Origin of the sequence: Brachybacterium huguangmaarense, from assembly GCF_025725725.1 — a bacterium.
GTDB lineage: Bacteria > Actinomycetota > Actinomycetes > Actinomycetales > Dermabacteraceae > Brachybacterium > Brachybacterium huguangmaarense.
This window is the reverse complement of sequence record NZ_CP107020.1, coordinates 456,071-472,578: the sequence shown is the minus strand read 5'-3', so window position 1 is coordinate 472,578 and position 16,508 is coordinate 456,071. Positions and strand designations below refer to the sequence as shown.

Annotated in this window: 9 protein-coding genes; 4 read left to right on the top strand and 5 right to left on the bottom strand. The window is 71.3% G+C overall.

Annotated features, from left to right (window positions below; genetic code table 11):
* The first annotated feature begins 182 nt into the window (after positions 1 to 182).
* Positions 183 to 2,816: a 5'-nucleotidase C-terminal domain-containing protein gene (locus tag BRM3_RS02155; RefSeq protein WP_263594469.1), complete on the top strand. Its 2,634-nt coding sequence runs from the start codon at positions 183 to 185 to the stop codon at positions 2,814 to 2,816.
* A 183-nt stretch (positions 2,817 to 2,999) separates the two neighbouring features.
* Positions 3,000 to 6,083 (top strand): ExeM/NucH family extracellular endonuclease, encoded by a 3,084-nt coding sequence (locus BRM3_RS02150; protein ID WP_263594468.1) that lies wholly within the window; start codon positions 3,000 to 3,002, stop codon positions 6,081 to 6,083.
* 353 nt (positions 6,084 to 6,436) lie between these two features.
* Here BRM3_RS02150 and BRM3_RS02145 read toward each other — a convergent pair whose 3' ends face one another.
* Positions 6,437 to 9,220 carry an ATP-dependent DNA ligase gene (locus BRM3_RS02145; RefSeq protein WP_263594467.1) on the bottom strand — a complete coding sequence of 928 codons (2,784 nt, stop codon included), beginning with the start codon at positions 9,218 to 9,220 and terminating at the stop codon, positions 6,437 to 6,439.
* 650 nt (positions 9,221 to 9,870) lie between these two features.
* Here BRM3_RS02145 and ku point away from each other — a divergent pair.
* Together ku and BRM3_RS02135 are read left to right on the top strand one after the other, a co-directional pair.
* Positions 9,871 to 10,902, top strand: a complete 1,032-nt coding sequence (gene ku / locus BRM3_RS02140; protein ID WP_263594466.1) for a non-homologous end joining protein Ku — start codon at positions 9,871 to 9,873, stop codon at positions 10,900 to 10,902.
* Positions 10,903 to 11,281: 379 nt separating this feature from the next.
* Positions 11,282 to 12,655 (top strand): ABC transporter substrate-binding protein, encoded by a 1,374-nt coding sequence (locus BRM3_RS02135; RefSeq protein ID WP_263594465.1) that lies wholly within the window; start codon positions 11,282 to 11,284, stop codon positions 12,653 to 12,655.
* Between the two features lie 252 nt (positions 12,656 to 12,907).
* On the opposite strand, the gene BRM3_RS02130 is transcribed toward BRM3_RS02135, so the two are convergent.
* The 4 genes from BRM3_RS02130 to BRM3_RS02115 all read right to left on the bottom strand — a co-directional run bounded on the left by BRM3_RS02130 (position 12,908) and on the right by BRM3_RS02115 (position 16,463).
* The gene (locus BRM3_RS02130) at positions 12,908 to 13,888 is read right to left on the bottom strand and encodes a carbohydrate ABC transporter permease (RefSeq protein ID WP_263594464.1); all 981 of its coding nucleotides are present in this window, start codon (positions 13,886 to 13,888) and stop codon (positions 12,908 to 12,910) included.
* A complete protein-coding gene (locus tag BRM3_RS02125) occupies positions 13,888 to 14,802 on the bottom strand; it encodes a carbohydrate ABC transporter permease (protein WP_263595370.1) in 915 nt (304 codons plus the stop codon). The genes BRM3_RS02130 and BRM3_RS02125 overlap by 1 nt, the downstream gene beginning before the upstream one ends.
* A gap of 168 nt (positions 14,803 to 14,970) precedes the next feature.
* The gene (locus BRM3_RS02120) at positions 14,971 to 15,948 is read right to left on the bottom strand and encodes a cation diffusion facilitator family transporter (RefSeq protein WP_263594463.1); all 978 of its coding nucleotides are present in this window, start codon (positions 15,946 to 15,948) and stop codon (positions 14,971 to 14,973) included.
* Complete coding sequence (locus BRM3_RS02115; protein ID WP_263594462.1) at positions 15,945 to 16,463, bottom strand: transporter substrate-binding domain-containing protein; 519 nt, start codon at positions 16,461 to 16,463, stop codon at positions 15,945 to 15,947. Before BRM3_RS02115 ends, BRM3_RS02120 begins: the two co-directional genes overlap by 4 nt.
* Positions 16,464 to 16,508 lie beyond the last annotated feature (45 nt).

Genomic DNA, 16,508 nt, shown 5'->3' with positions numbered 1-16,508 from the left:
GGAACCCGCGGATGACGAGTCGGTGACGAAACGGTCTCGATGTGATCGAACGGACCGTCGAGCGCCGGGGCATCGTGTTCGATGGCGATATCCCACCAGACGGGCTCTCGTGCGACGGGCGCTCGCCGCCCCATCGGGCGCTCCTCCCCGGGGACCGCCCCCTCCCTCCTCAGGAGACACAGATGTCCCTTCCTCTGTCCCGTCGAGCCGTCCGGGCCGCCGCGTCCGGGGTGACCGGCCTCGGCCTGGTGCTCACGCCGCTCGGCGCCGGCGCCGTCGCGGCCGGGCCGCTCGGCACCGACCAGGTGGACGGCACCCAGGTCACGCTGTTCAACATCAACGACTTCCACGGCCGCATCAGCTCCAACGCCAAGCCCCTCGCGTGCACCCTGACCAACCAGCGCAGCGCCGTGGGAGCCTCCGGCAACTCGGTGTTCCTCTCGGCCGGCGACAACATCGGTGCGAGCGAGTTCGCCTCCTACATCCAGGACGACGAGCCCACGATCGACTACCTCAACGCGCTCGGCCTGCAGGCCTCCGCGCTCGGCAACCACGAGTACGACCGCGGGCAGGACGACCTCACCGACCGCGTCGAGCCGCGAGCGGACTTCGCCTACCTCGCCGCGAACGTCTACACGGACGACGGCGCGCGCGCCGCGACCCCGTACACCGTGGTCGACGCGGGCGCCGTCAAGGTCGCCGTCGTCGGCGCCGACACCGAGGAGACGCCCACGCTCGTGTCCCCGAGCGGCGTCACGGGCCTCGACTTCCGCGACCCGGTCGACGAGGTCAACGCCGCGATCGACGAGCTCGACGCGAAGAGGACGGCCGGCGAGCTCGACTACGACGTGCTCGTCGTCGAGTACCACGAGGGCTCGGCCAACTCCGCGGCCGACGGGACCGACCCGGGCGGCGGCGACCTGTTCACCCGCATCGTCACCGAGACCTCTCCCGAGGCCGACGTCGTGTTCAACGGCCACACCCACCAGACCTACTCGTTCCTGGCCGACGTGCCCGGCGAGCCGGGCGAGACCCGCCCGATCATGCAGACCGGCTCCTACGGCGTGAACCTGGGCCAGGTGACCCTGCAGGTCGACGGCTCGGGGGACTGGGACGCGGTGCCCGCCCAGACCAAGCTCGTGCCCACCTCGCTCGACGCGACCGGCGGCTGCACGACGGACGCCACCTACCAGGCGGCCGCCGCGATCGCCGATGAGGCCAAGACCGCGGGCGACATCGCCGCCGCCGAACCGGTCGGCTCGCTCTCGGCGGACCTCACGACCGCGTGGGCGCCGGACCGTGCCGCCTACGACGCCGACGGCACCTGGCAGGCCGAGCACACCGCTTCCGACCGCGGCGACGACCGCGCCTCGACCTCGACGCTGTCGAACGCGCTCGCCGACTCGATGGTCTGGGCCACCCAGCAGGACTCCTACGCCGGCGAGAAGGCCACCATCGGGGTCATGAACCCCGGCGGCGTGCGCGCCGACCTGTTCTACGCCAAGACGGGCGGCGAGACCGAGGACGGTGTGATCACCTACGGCGAGGCCAACAACGTGGTGCCGTTCGTCAACAACCTCTCGACCGTCCGGCTCACGGGTGCCCAGTTCCTCGAGGTGCTCGACCAGCAGTGGCAGCTCGACGAGAACGGCAACGTGCCCTCCCGGCCGTACCTCGCCCTGGGGCTCTCCTCCAACGTCTCCTACGCCTTCGACCCGACCGCCGCCACCGGCGAGCGGATCACCGCCGTCACGGTCGACGGGGAGCCGCTCGAGGCCGACGCCACCTACACCGTGGTCGCGGCGAACTTCCTGACCGCCGGCGGTGACAACTTCCGTGCGTTCACCGAGGGCACCCACCTCACCGACACGGGCCTCATCGACCGCGACGCGTGGATCGGCTACCTCGCCGCCCACCCGGATCTCGCCCCCGACTACTCCCAGCGGGGCGCGGGCGTGCAGGTCACCGACCCGGACGCGACCGGCACCGGCGAGGACCCGTTCCGCCTGCACATCACCAAGCTCGAGTCGCGGAGCCTCGGCGCGCCGCGGATCGACACCGTCACGGTCACGGTCGGCGACCAGCAGTTCACGGCCCCGTACCGACAGGGCGAGGACGGCACCTGGGCGGCCGACGTGCCCGTCACCTTCCCCGGCGGCACCGAGGCCGGCGACCACGCCGTGACCGTCACGGCCGGTCCCGACACCGGCACCTCCGTCTCGGCGACCGTGCACGTCGGCGCGACCGTGCCGCTGTGGTTCAGCGACGTCACCTCGGACACGATGTACCACGACGAGATCATGTGGCTCGCCGAGAACGGCATCACGACGGGCTGGCCCGACGGCACGTTCCGTCCCGTCACGCCGGTCGCGCGCGATGCGATGGCCGAGTACCTGTACCGCCTCGCCGGCTCGCCCCACGTGGACCCGCCGCGTTCGCAGCCCTTCACCGACGTCAAGCCGGGCATGGAGCACTACGACGCGATCATCTGGGCCTACCAGCAGGGCATCGTGCAGGGCTGGCCCGACCGCACCTTCCGCCCCACGGCGCCGATCGAGCGCGGCGCGATGGCCGCCTTCGTGTACCGCTACGCGGGCAGCCCCGACGTCGACCGTCCGACCACGGCGCCGTTCCGTGACGTCCCGGCCGACAGCCAGTTCGCGACCGAGATCGCGTGGCTGCAGTCCGAGGGCATCACGACCGGCTGGCCCGACGGCACCTACCGTCCGCTGGGCTCGATGAACCGCGACGCGACCGCCGCCTTCCTCTACCGCCTGACCGCGGAGCAGCGGATCACGTTCCTCTCGGAGCGCTGACACCCCGGCGCGGCGGCGTCCCTGACCGGGGACGCCGCCGCGCCCGTCCGAGGCCCGACCACGACGGGCTTCCCCCCCTCTCGCCCGGCCCGCCCTCCCAGGGCACTCCCACCCCCTCACAGAGCCAGGGCACTCCCGCCCCCTGCTTCGATCCCCCCTCGCCTCCCACCCCCAGGAGCCCCCGTGTCCTCCCACCCCTCGCCCTGGCGCCGCCTCGGAGCATGCGCCGGCTCCCTCGCCCTCGTCGGCGTCCTCGTCCCCTCCGTCGCCGCCCCGGCCCTGGCCGAGACGGTCGCCCCCGGCGGCATCGTCATCAACGAGGTCTACGGGGGCGGCGGCAACAGCGGCGCCACCTACACCCACGACTTCGTCGAGCTGCGCAACACCACCGACGAGGACGTGTCGATCGACGGCTGGTCGCTCCAGTACTCCTCGGCGACCGGCGCGTTCTCCGCCGGCAACACGATGCGCCTGACCGGCTCGATCCCGGCCGGCTCGACCTACCTCATCCAGCTGGCCCAGGGCGCCAAGGGCACCCAGGCGCTGCCCACGCCCGACGCGACGGGAACCATCGCGGCGAGCGGCACGGGCGGCGTCTTCGCCCTGTCCGACACGAGCGGGACCCTGCAGTGCACCGCGACGGCCTGCGCGAGCGACCCCGCCGTGCTCGACCTCGTCGGCTGGGGCGGCTCCGCGACGACCTTCTCCGGGCAGGCGCCCGCGCCCGCCACGACCAACGCCACCTCGATCTCGCGCGTCGCCGCGACCGGCGAGAACTCCACCGACTTCGTGGCCGGCGCCCCGACCCCCGAGTCCACGAGCGGCGGCGGCCCCGTCGACCCGGGCCCCGACCCCGAACCGGGCGACGTCGTGCCGATCGCCGACATCCAGGGCACGGGCGCGACCTCCCCGTACGCCGGCACGGCCGTCACGACCGAGGGTGTCGTGACCGCGGTGTACGCGACGGGCGGCCTCGACGGCTACGTCATCCAGACCGGCGGCACGGGCGGCGCCCTCGACCTGTCCGGCACGCCCGCCTCGACGGCCCTGTTCATCAGCTCGCCCGCCACCGTCGGCTCCGTCGCGATCGGCGACTCCGTGCAGGTCACCGGCACGGTCTCCGAGTCCTACGGGCTGACCCAGCTCACCGTCGCCGCGAGCGGCCTCGCCGACGCCGAGACCGCGCTCGACCCCGTCGTGCCCGTCACGCTCTCCGCCTTCCCCACCGACGAGGCGCAGCGCGAGAGCCTCGAGTCGATGCTGTACCTGCCCGGACCCGGCGACTTCACCGTCACCGACGTGTACCCCGCGCAGCAGTACGGGGAGATCACCCTCGCCATCGGCGACGAGCCGCTGCGCCAGCCCGGCGACGTCATGCGCCCCGGCGCCGACGCGACCGCCGCCCTGACCGCGCAGGCCGCGCAGAAGGTGATCCTCGACGACGCCAGGGCCACCGACTTCCAGGCCCAGCCCACCGAGCCGATGAGCTACCTGACCGTCGACGAGCCCGTGCGCGTCGGCGCCCACCCCACCTTCACCCAGCCCGTCGTCGTCACCTACTCCTTCGGCTCGTGGCGCCTGGACCCCACGACCCCCTGGGCATCCCACGACACCGACGGCGTGGACATCGAGAACACGCGCACCGATGCACCCGGCGACGTCGGCGGCGATCTGCAGGTGGGCACCTTCAACGTGCTCAACTACTTCACGACGCTCGGGGAGGACACCCCCGGCTGCACCCCGTACACGAACCTCGACGGCGAGGGCACCAACGTGCGCGGCGGCTGCGACCTGCGCGGCGCATGGGACGCGGCGAGCCTCGACCGCCAGGAGACCAAGATCGTCGCGGCGATCAGCGGCTCGGGCAACGACGTCGCCGGACTGATGGAGATCGAGAACTCGGCGCGCCTGGGCGAGACCCCCGACGAGGCCACCGCGACCCTGGTCGACGCCCTCAACGAGCGCGACGGCGAGGGCACGTGGGCCTACATCCCCACCGGGCCCGCCTACGAGAGGCTCGGCGTCGACAGCGGCCAGGACGCCATCACCAACGCGATCATCTACAAGCCCGCCCAGGCGCAGCCCGTCGGCGACGCGCAGATCCTCGCCGGCGACCCGGCCTTCTCCAACGCACGCGAGCCCATCGGCCAGGTGTTCGTGCCCGTCGACGAGGCCGGCGCCCAGGGCGAGCCGTTCTTCTTCGTCGTCAACCACTTCAAGTCCAAGAGCTCCAAGGACGCGGCCGACGCGAACCTGCCCGCCGACCCGGTCCAGGGCAACTCCCGCACCTCCCGCCTGAACCAGGCGCACGCGCTCGCCGCCTGGGTGAGCACGACGCAGGAGGAGCTCGGCGTCGACGACGTCCTGCTGGGCGGCGACTTCAACGCCTACACCCAGGAGGACCCGCTGCACGTCTTCTACGACGCGGGGTACACCGACGTCGCCGACCACTTCGACCCCGACGGCTGGTCGTACAGCTTCAGCGGCTCGGTCGGCTCCCTCGACCACGTGCTCGCCAACGAGTCGGCCATGGAGCGCCTGACGGGGGCGTCCGACTGGTCGATCAACGGCCCCGAGTCGCCGATGACCCAGTACAGCCGCTACCGCAACAACGCCGTGAACCTCTACGAGGACGGCCCCTACGGCGCTTCCGACCACAACCCCCTCGTCGTCGGCATGAAGGCCGGCGAGGGACAGCCCGCGCTCACGTTCTCGGACGTGTCGTCGGGGACGATGTTCTTCGAGGACATCATGTGGTTGGCGGGGGAGGGGATCGCGAGGGGGTATCCGGATGGGACGTTCCGTCCGGTGTCTCCGGTGGGTCGGGATGCGATGGCGGCGTATCTGTATCGGTTGGCGGGGTCGCCGAAGGTGACGGTGCCGCGGTCGCAGCCGTTTTCGGATGTGACGCCGCAGACGGAGCATTATGAGGCGATCATCTGGGCGTATCAGAACGGGATCGCGAGGGGTTGGTCGGATGGGACGTTCCGTCCGACGGCTCCGATCGAGCGGGGTGCGATGGCGGCGTTCTTGTATCGGTATGCGGGCAGTCCGGTGGTGGATGTGCCGGTGTCGGCGCCGTTCAGGGATGTGCCGGTGGGTGGTCAGTTCGCGGTGGAGGTGGCGTGGTTGAAGGGGGAGGGTATTGCGACGGGATGGCCTGATGGCACGTTTCGTCCGGTGGTGTCGGTGAATCGTGATGCGATGGCGGCGTTTCTGCATCGGATGGCGACGACCACGGATGTGACGTTCATGGGCCGCGGCTGAACCCCCGATTTGGGCGGGTCGGCACGGGCGGCGGGACGGGGCTGGTCCGGTGCCGGGATTGGGCTGGTCGGGCGGCGGGACTGGGCTCGTCGGGTGCCGGGACTGGCCTGGTCGGGCGGCGGGGCCGGGCTGGTCCGGCGCCGCTCAGAGCTGGTCGGGCGGCTGCGCAGAGCTGCTGAGGCGCCGGGACACGGCTGTCCGAGCGGCTTGTGCCCGCTGGCGGACCCTGACGGTGCCGCCACGGTCCGCCAGCGGACTCGAGCCGAGGCGGCACGTCGCAGAGGCCGAGCCGGCGCCCACGCAGCCGCCCGGGCCGCGGCCCGTCCGTCGAGCCCCCGCTGGAATCCCCGCTCTCAGCCCTCCCAGCTCACCTCGGGCGCCTCCTTGTCCCTGCGCCAGCCGCGCCAGGTCGGGTGGCGCAGACGATCGTCGTCGGTGCGCTCGGCGTAGCGGACCTCGCCCACCAGATCCGCACGCACCCACTCGGCGTCGCGACGATCCGCGGCGGGCACGTCGTCGACCGGCGGGGTCTTGCGCGCCCGCGATCGCAGGGTGCCGGCGATCTCGTCGAGGTCCCGGTCGGTGAAGCCCGTGCCCACGCGGCCCGCGTAGTGCAGCGCGCCGTCGTCGCCGGGAACCGCGATCAGCAGGGAGCCGATGCCGCCCGAGCGGGCGCCCTTGCCGTGGCGCCAGCCGATCACGACCACCTCCTGATGGCGCTCGTTCTTGAGCTTGATCCAGGTGTGCGTGCGCTTGCCCGCGAGGTAGACGCTCGACTCCTTCTTGGCCATCACGCCCTCGAGCTGCAGCTCCTTGCTCACCCCGACGGCATGGTCCACGTCGCCGTGATCGGCGTGCGGCAGCTGCACGTGCTCGGTGGGGGAGACGGCGTCGAACAGCGCGTCCCGCCGCTCGCGGTAGGGGGTGCGCAGCAGGGACTCGCCCCCGCGGTACGGGATGTCGAAGACCATGAGCGTGACGGGTGTGCCCTCGCGCACCCGCTCGACGTCGGCCTCCTGCGTGAGCCCGAGCCGATGCTGGAGGTGGGAGAACGACGGCCGTCCGTGGGCGTCGAGCGTGACCACCTCGCCGTCGAGGATCGTCGTGCCGCGCGCTCGCACGTCCTCGTGGACCGCCTCGGTGAGCTCGGCCAGCTCGGGGAACGTGACCGTCATGTCCTTGCCGCTGCGGCTGGACACCGCGACGCCGTCGGCCGAGACCGCGCACACGGCCCGCACCCCGTCCCACTTCATCTCGAAGGCCCACTCGTCCTCGTCGATGTCGGCACGCGAGCCGAGGGTCGCGAGCATGGGCGGCAGCGGCCACGGCACATCACCCGGCTCCTCGGCGGGGCGTGCATCGTCGGCGGAGTCGACGGGACGGGTGTCGCGGGAGGCGTTCGAGGTCTCGGAGGCGCGGGCGCGGCGTGAGGCGTGGGAGCGGCCGGTGCCGCGGGAGCTCGGTGCTGCCCCGTCGGCCGTCCCTGCCCGGCCCGCGACGGGCGCCGGTGCGGGGGCATCGGCCTCGGGCTGGTCCTTCATGAGGTGCAGGAGCCAGTTCTTCTGGTCCTTCGCCGTCTTCTTCCCGCCCATGTGACCGGTGTGGATGAACGCGAAGCGCCGCGGCACGCCGCCCAGCCCGCCGTCGTCGCGGCCGTGGCAGACGACGATGATCTCCTGGCCGTCGCGCCATTTCTCGACCTCGATCGCACCGGTGTCCCAGATGCGCACCGTGCCGCCGCCGTACTCGTCCTCGGGGATCGTGCCCTCGAAGGTGCCGTAGGCCAGGGGGTGGTCCTCCGTCTGCACCGCCAGCCGGTTCTCGTCGATCTCGAGCGGTGGCCCCTTGGGCACGGCCCACGAGACGAGCACGCCGTCGTGCTCGAGCCGGACGTCCCAGTGCAGGTGGGAGGCGTCGTGCTCCTGGACGACGAACATCGGCACGTCGCTCGGGACGGGACGCTCGCCCTGCTCGGGGACCGGCTCCGGGGTCTTCGACGCGTCGCGCTTGGAGCGGTAGACCTCGAGCCGGTCACGGGCCTCGGACGCCGACGCCGTCGCGGCCGCCTCCCGGTGCCTGCCGTGGGCTCCGCCCGACGTGCCCGACCCGCGTGACGTGCCCGACCCGCGCGACGTGCCCGACCTGCGCGACTTCTTCGATCCGTCTGCTCCGCGCGACGTGCCTGACCTGCGCGACCCGCTCGATCCGTCTGCTCCGTGCGAACTACCCGACCCCTCCGCCCCGCTGTCGTGCAGGCCGAGCGCCGCGATCGGGTCGTCGCCGCCCTCGACCCTCTCGAGCACCTCCGGGAGCTCGAGCTGCGCGAGCCGGGGATCCTCGAGCTCGTCCCACGTGCGCGGCGCGGCGACCGTCGGCCGCAGCCGCCCGCGCAGCGAGTAGGGACACACGGTCGTCTTGTGGCCGTTGTTCTGCGACCAGTCGACGAGCACCTTGCCGCGCCGCAGGGTCTTGCGCTGCTCGCTGACCACCCGATCGGGATGGTCGTCGGCGAGAGCGGCCGCGAGGCGATGGGCGACCTCGTCGACCTCGTCCGCCGTGGCCGAGCCGTCGAGCGGCGAGTACAGGTGGATGCCCTTGGAGCCGCTCGTGACGGGGAAGGCGTCCATGCCCATGCCCTCGAGGATCTCGCGGCACCAGAACGCGACCTCCGCGCAGTCGGCCAGGGAGGCGCCCTCGCCCGGGTCGAGGTCGAGCACCAGGCGATCCGGGTTGTGCGCCGTGCCGCGGGGGCCGAAGCGCCACTGCGGGGTGTGGATCTCGAGCGCGGCGAGCTGGGCGAGCCACACGAGCACGGCCGGCTCGTCGATGAGCGGGTAGGTGGACGTGCCCTCCTTGTGCTCGATGTCCTCGCGCGGCACCCAGTCCGGTGCGAAGTCCTCGAGGTCCTTGCGGAAGAAGACCTTGCCGGGATGATCGGCGGTGCCGACCCCGTCCACCCACCGCTTGCGCGTCGCGGGGCGCCGCGTGGCCTCGGGCACCATGACGCCGGCGACTCGCCGATAGTAGTCGATGACCTCGGCCTTCGTGGTGCCCGTCGACGGGTAGAACACCTTGTCGAGGTGAGAGAGCTTCAGCTGGTGCCCGTCCACCTCGATCTGCTGCTGTGAGGCTGCCATGCCACCACTGTGCCCCAGGACACACGGCACGTCACCTGCCCGACCGGGTGGTCCACGGGGGGCGCGGACAGGGGTGGGTGGTGGCAGGAGTGGGTGGTGAGCGGGAAGGTGCATTGGGGCGTGGGGCGTGGGGCGTGGGGCGCGGCACGGTGGTGCACGGGGTGCTGACAAGGCCGGGTGGTGCGTCGGTGCACGGGGCGTGGGCAGGGGCCTGACCGGTAGAGGTAGACAGAGGGCTGGGGGGGCGAGCCGTGGGGGAGTGCCCGGGCCACCGAGGGTGCGTGTACCGGGGTCGGTGGTCGAGCAGGGGACGCTGGTGATGTGCTGTGGCTATATAGCCAGTGCACATCACCAGCGTCCCTTCCGCGACAAACGCGCCGAGTAGGCGGGGGCGGTAGCGCCTCGGTGACTCAGGTCGAGGGGACAGTGAGGCCGCACCTTTCCCTGACGCGGGGGCCGCGCGGGCCGGGCAGGCGCGCCCACGCCTCGGTGACTCGGGGTTCGAGCAGGCGGTGCGGTGGCATCGCCGAGCCACAGCCTCCGTGCGGCCGCCGCCGAGCGCCCCCACCGGGGGCCGCCCCGTGCGGCCGACCGGTCGCTGCGCCCCTGCGGCCCTGGCCAGCCCCGGGGCCGGCGGGTTCAATGGGGCCATGCGTGCCATCTGGAGCGGTGAGATCTCGTTCGGCCTCGTGGGGGTCCCGGTCAAGCTGTACAGCGCGACCCGATCCCACGACGTCTCCTTCCACCAGGTCCACGACGACGACGGCGGGCGGATCCGCTACGAGCGCCGCTGCGATGTCTGCAACCGCATCATCGACTACGAGCACATCGATAAGGCCTACGACGACGGCGACAAGACGGTGATCCTCACCGACGAGGAGCTCGACGCCCTGCCCGCCGAGGACAACGACGAGGTCGAGGTGGTCCAGTTCGTGCCCGGCGAGCAGATCGACCCGATCCTGCTGGGCACCGCCTATTTCCTCGAGCCCGTGGCCAAGTCCCCCAAGTCCTACCTGCTGCTGCGGTCCACGCTCGCCGACAGCGAGCTGACCGCCGTGGTCCGCTTCACGTTGCGCTCCAAGACCCACCTGGGCGTGCTGCGCGCGCACGGCAAGCTCCTCCTGCTGCAGACCCTGCGGTGGCCCGAGGACGTGCGTGAGGTCGACTTCCCGGCCGTGAACTCGCGGGCCAAGGTCACGGACAAGGAGAAGACGATGGCAGCGGCGCTCGTGGACCAGTTCGCGGGCGACTTCCATCCCGAGGAGTTCACCGACGAGTACCAGGAGGAGCTGCGCGAGCTCATCGACGACAAGCTCGAACAGGGCGATGCCCTCGACACCGCCGCGACCTTCGGCCGGAAGCCCGACCCGGGCGACGAGAAGGGCGGCTCCGGCTCGGGCGGCACCGTGCTGAGCCTCATGGACGCGCTCGAGGGAAGCCTCGCCAAGCGCGGGGGAGCGGGCGCGAAGAAGAGCGAGTCATCGGCGGGGGCATCGGGCGGGGCAGGGAGGCGCTCGGGAACGACGAAGAAGACGGCATCGACGAAGAAGACTGCGCCGTCGAAGAAGACTGCATCGTCGAAGAAGACCGCATCGTCGAAGAGTTCCGCGTCGTCGAAGAAGACTGCGGGCACGTCGTCGACCACGTCCACGAAGACGACGAGAGGGAAGAAGAGCGCCTGATTTCGGCGCGCGGCCGTCCCGCGAGCCGCCACGCAGACGGGCGAGGGGCGCCGCGCGGACGAGGGCGGCACGCGGACGAGGGCGGCACGCGAGCCACGCGGACGGGAGAGCCACGCGAACCACGCGGACGGGGGCGCCACGCGGACGGACGGGGACGGTGCGAAGAACGGGCGGTCTGCGGCCGGGCGAGCCCTCTGGAGGCGCCGCTCCGCCGTGGAGCGCCAGATCTCAGCAGCCCCGCCTCGGACGGTGACAGTGGGTTGCGCACCGGGACCTACCGGTCGGGAGGAGCCGCGCTCGGTCGAGACCGGCTAGCATCCGAAGCACTTCCCCTTCGCCCCGTCGCCGCCGTCCGCGGCCTCACCCGAAAGGTGCTGCGATGTCGCCCACCTCTTTCTTCTCCCGTCCTCTCGCCCGCGCGCTCGCCGCCGGCGCCTGCGTCACGATCGCCCTCGCCGGATGCGGCAAGAGCGGTGGCGACACGGACAAGGCCGATTTCTCCGCCGAGCCGAGCGGGACGCTCAAGACCCTCGGCTACAACCCCGACGACGAGGTGGGCAAGTCCCGCTCGGACTATGCCGCCCAGCAGCTCTCGGATGTCGACGTCCAGATGGACACCTCGAGCTTCGATCCGCAGAAGTTCGTCGCGCTCTCTGCCTCCGGCAACGTGCCCGATGTCGTGCAGATGGACCGCTCGGCCATCGCGACGTACGCCCAGAAGGACCTCATCATGCCGCTCGACGCGTGCTTCGACGCGCAGAGCGTCGATCCCGCCAAGCACTGGTACCCGGCCATCGTCCAGGAGGTGACCGTCGACGACGACGTCTACGCGGCACCGCAGTTCTTCCAGCCCAGCATGATCATCATGAACAAGCGCCTGATGGAGCAGGCCGGGGTCACCGAGGACATGCTCGACACCTCGGATCCGGAGGCGTTCGTCTCCACGGTCGAGAAGATGGCCAAGCTCGACGGCGGCAAGCCGATCCAGCTCGGCTTCGATCCCGACGTCCCCGGATCGATGGTCCAGTGGTTCCACGTCTTCGGTGGCGCCGAGTCCGACGAGAGCGGCGCCCCGACCCTCGACTCGCCCGAGAACGTGAAGGCCATGGAGTGGCTCAAGCGGCTCATGGACGCCCAGGGCGGCTATGCCGAGGTGACGTCGTTCAAGCAGACCTGGGACGTGTTCGGCGACGAGAACCAGTACGTCACCGATGCGACCGGCGGCGGCATCTGGGGCCAGTGGTACCTCAACGTGCTCGCCGGCACGAAGGACGACGTCGACATCGTGACGATCCCGATGCGTGACTCCCAGGGGCAGCCGTTCGCGATGTCGGGAGGCTCGGCACTCGCGATCCCGACCAACGCCAAGAACCCGACCGCGGCGTGCGCGTGGATCGTCGACGCGACCTCCGACGAGGCGTGGGCCGCGGCGGGCGACGCCCGTGCGAAGACGGTCGAGACCGACGGCGGCTTCAACACGGGCCTGTTCACCGGTGTCCCCGCCGCCGACCAGGCGGTCCGCGAGGCGCACGTCACCGAGACCGGTGACGCGGACTTCGACCAGAGCATCACGGCGATGTACGACGTGCTCGACCATCCGGTCTCGCGCGGTGCGTCCCCGGTGGGGGCGACGATCGACGAGGCGGTCGCCAACGCTGCGGGCGCCGCGATGAACGGTGACAAGACCCCGCAGCAGGCGCTCACCGACGCCCAGGCCACGGCCCAGGCGGAGTACGACAAGATCGCGAAGTGACGGCCCGGCGCCGTCGCCGGAGCCCGGCCGCTCCGGCGACGGCGCTTGGCCCGCTCCGGCGACGGCGCCGCGCCCAGGCGGGTCGCGGGTCTCGGCCGGTCGTGGGACCTGGCGCGTCGCGGAGTCCGATGAGCCCCGACATGCCGTGGGCCCCGACATGCGGTGGGCCCCGACGTGTCATGAGTCCCGACATGCGGTGAGCCCTGACGCGCCGTGAGCCCCGACCGGTCGTGACCGGGACGGCGCGCGGCCTCAGCCCCGCACGCTTCCCGTCGTGATCCCGTCCACGAAGTGGCGCTGCCCGAAGGCGAACAGGATCAGCATCGGCAGCGTGACGACGAGCGCCGCCACCATCACGTATTGGTAGTCGCCGTGCCCGCCCGCGGTGGGGGAGAAGCGCTGCATCGCGTAGTTGATGCCGAGCGGCACGGTGTAGTCCTCGGCCGAGCCGAAGTTCAGATAGATCAGAGCCCCCGTGAAGTTGTTCCACGAGGCCTGGAACTCGAACAGCCACACGATGATCGCGCTGGGCAGGGTGAGCGGGAACGCGATGCGCCGGAACAGGCCGAAGTACCCGCAGCCGTCGACGCGGGCGGCGTCGAACAGCGACCGCGGCACGCCCGCGTAGAACTGGCGCATGAGGAAGATGTAGAAGGCCGAGCCGAACAGAGCCCCGCCCCACAGCGGCACATTGGTGCCCAGGAACCCGAGATACTTCCAGATCAGGTAGTTGGGCACGAGCGTGACCGCACCGGGCAGCATCATCGTCGCGAGCACGAGCCCGAACAGCACGCGCCGCCCGGGGAAACGGAAGTACGCGAAGCCGAAGGCCACGAGCGAGGACGACAGCGTGATCAGCGTGGCGCCCGCGACGGCGATGAACACCGAGTTGAGGATCCAGCTCAGCAGCGGCAGCTGATCCCACACCTCGAGGTAGTTCTGAGGGTGGAAGGTGCGGGGGATGAGCCGGTTGTCGAAGACCTCGCCGCGCGGTTTCATCGAGGCCGACAGCAGCCACAGCAGCGGGTAGGCGAAGACCACGGCCCCCGCCAGCAGGAGCAGCCAGCGAACGACCTCGGCGCCGCCACGTCCGCGGAGCGCCGAGGACCGGTGGTGCCGTGGCCTGCGCTCGCGCGGACTCGCCGCGGCGGCGTCGGCATCGGGTGGCGTCGTCGCCGGCGGCGCCTGGGTGGTGGAGGTGGTGGGCAGGGCGTTGGATCCGGGGGCCGACATCACAGGTTCCCGCTCTCGTCGTGGACCAGGCGGCGGCCGACGGTGAGTTGCACGAGCGTGATCAGCATGATGATCACGAACAGCACCCACGCCATCGCCGCCGCGAGGCCGAAGTTGAACTGCTGGAAGGCCTGCTGGTACAGGTACACGCCGTAGAACAGGCTCGCGTCCGTGGAGGCGCTCGACCCGTCGCGGTAGAACAGCAGGTAAGCCTGGTCGAAGACCTGCAGCGAGGCGATGGTCAGGGTGATGACGATGAAGAACAGGGTCGGCGAGATCATCGGCAGCGTGATCGACCACAGGCGACGCAGGGAGCCGGCACCGTCGAGCGCCGCCGCCTCGTACAGCTCGACGGGAACCGCCTTGAGCGCCGCCAGGATGATGACGGCCGAGCCGGCCACGCCCCAGGCGCTCATCACGACGATCGCGGGCTTGACCCAGGCGGGATCGATCAGCCACTGCGGCCCGTCGATCCCGAAGATCCCGAGGAACTGGTTGATGGCGCCCTGGTTGCCGTTGAGCAGCAGGAGGAAGACGGCGGCGGTGGCCACGACCGGCGTCATCTTCGGCAGGTAGTAGAGGGTGCGGAACACTCCCGCCCCGCGCCGCACGGAGTTCAGGAGCAGCGCGATGAGCAGCGCCACGCACGTCTCGAGGGGCACGGCCATGAGCGCGTACGTGAACGTGTTGCCGAGCGAGCGCAGCACGCGGGGATCGTCGACCAGGGCGCTGTAGTTCGAGCCGCCGACGAACTGTGCGGTGTCCGTCGCGAGGTCGTAGTCCGTGAACGACAGCCCCAGGCTGTAGGACATCGAGACCACGGTGAAGATCAGGAAGCCGATGATCCACGGACTGATGAAGAGGTAGCCGGCGAGGGCCTCGCGCCGACGCGCGCGCCGGCGCGAGGGCCGCATGCCGGCGGCGGTGAGGGCATCTGTCGAGGTCACGAGAGGTTTCTCCGAGGAGTGGGGGAAGGGCGTGAAGCACTTCTCTGTGTACACCGCTTCCTCGGAGAACTGAACGGCGGTGACAGAGCGGTCGGTAGAGCAGTGTTCCCGCGCCCCTGCCGCGCCTGGGCGTGATCAGCCGGGCAGCGACTCGCGGATGACCGTGGGGAACTCGACGACGGGCACGACGGCCACATCGGTGAGCTTCCAGTCGAGCTCGGTGAGGGCGCGGTGCAGCGCGGAGAGCTGGTCGAGGCTTGGCGCCCGGCCCTCGTGGGGGATCACGAACAGCTCGGTGTGGAAGACGTGCCCCTGATCGCGCACCCGCGCCCGGGCCTGGGCCACCCAGCCCTCGGCCAGGGCGAGCTCCTCGACCCGGCTCACGAGGGGGTGCACGCGCCGGTCGTCGTAGGTGCGGGCCCGGACGTCGGTCAGGCCCGCGATGGCGTCGCGCACGTTGCGCGCACCGTCGTGGATGATCCCGACCGAGACGAGGATCGCCGCGACCGCATCCGCCCACCACCAGCCGACACCGATGCCCAGCACGCCCAGCACGGTCGCCAGGCCCGACTGCCAGTTCGCCTTGTTCATGTACGCATCGGCGTAGAGGACCTTGTCGTGCAGCGGCTCGGCGTAGCGCATCTTGATCCGGCCCAGCACGATCGGCGGGACCGACGTGACGACCATGATGACCACCATGAGCCAGCCCGCCCAGATCGCGTGACCGCCCAGGACCGTCAGGCCGATCGGCGCGCGCTCGGCGGTCACGAGCTTCATGACCGAGTCGATCGCCAGATAGGCCCCCATCGCGAACAGCGACACGGCCGCGACCAGGTGCCCGACGCCCACCGAGCGATGGAAGCCGTAGGGATGGTCGAGGTCGGGGTGCTTGCGGATGCGCCGCGCCGCGACGATGAACGCGAGCGGAGGCAGCAGCGAGAGGGTGTCCTCGAGCCACGCGGCCTTCATCGCCTGCGACTGGCCGGAGACGGCGGCCACGAGGACGACCGTGACCACCTGCGTCGCGACGGTCCACCACTCGAGGCGGCGCGCCTTCCGCATGGCGTCATCCCAGCTCATCTCCGCGTCCTCGACGCGCACGGTCGCGTTCACAGCTCGCCCTCCTGCTCGGCGAGATGGCGCTCGAGAGCGACCTGCAGGGCGTTCTCGCCGGGCCGGACCGCCATCACGAGCTTGTGCTCCTCGCCGTCGTCGGCGCGCATGGTGTGATATGGCCGGGTCAGCGCGATCTCGTCCTTCCAGGGGCTCGAGTCCTCGAGGCCTCCGATGAGCACGTCGAGGTCTCCGTCGTGCAGCGAGGGCGCGAGGACCCCTTCGGGGCCCGTCCGCCAGCTCGGCACGGCACCGATGGAGCTGCAGAAGCTCCTGATCAGATCGACCTCGCTGCCGGAGACCGAGCCGTCTTCCGCCACGTCCGTGTACGGCGGATGCGGGGAGACGCCGACGCGGAGCCGGCCGCCCTCGGCACGGTCCAGGGTGCCCGCGGCGTCCGCCGGGAAGCGCAGACCGCACGCGGCGAGCGCAGGCAGGGCGAGGGCGCCGAGGAGGACGCTCCGACGGCTCGGGGCGGCCGAGGGGCGCCTCGCGAGACTCGGGAAGGCGGACATACGCACACCGTATTCCGACATGCCCCCAAGGGCGACCCTCGCGGT

Coding starts and splice junctions, on each gene's coding strand:
- BRM3_RS02155 (WP_263594469.1), top strand. CDS start 183: ATGTCCCTTCCTCTGTCCCGTCGAGCCGTCCGGGCCGCCGCGTCCGGG.
- BRM3_RS02145 (WP_263594467.1), bottom strand. CDS start 9,220: ATGGCAGCCTCACAGCAGCAGATCGAGGTGGACGGGCACCAGCTGAAG.
- ku (WP_263594466.1), top strand. CDS start 9,871: ATGCGTGCCATCTGGAGCGGTGAGATCTCGTTCGGCCTCGTGGGGGTC.
- BRM3_RS02135 (WP_263594465.1), top strand. CDS start 11,282: ATGTCGCCCACCTCTTTCTTCTCCCGTCCTCTCGCCCGCGCGCTCGCC.
- BRM3_RS02130 (WP_263594464.1), bottom strand. CDS start 13,888: ATGTCGGCCCCCGGATCCAACGCCCTGCCCACCACCTCCACCACCCAG.
- BRM3_RS02125 (WP_263595370.1), bottom strand. CDS start 14,802: ATGCGGCCCTCGCGCCGGCGCGCGCGTCGGCGCGAGGCCCTCGCCGGC.
- BRM3_RS02115 (WP_263594462.1), bottom strand. CDS start 16,463: ATGTCCGCCTTCCCGAGTCTCGCGAGGCGCCCCTCGGCCGCCCCGAGC.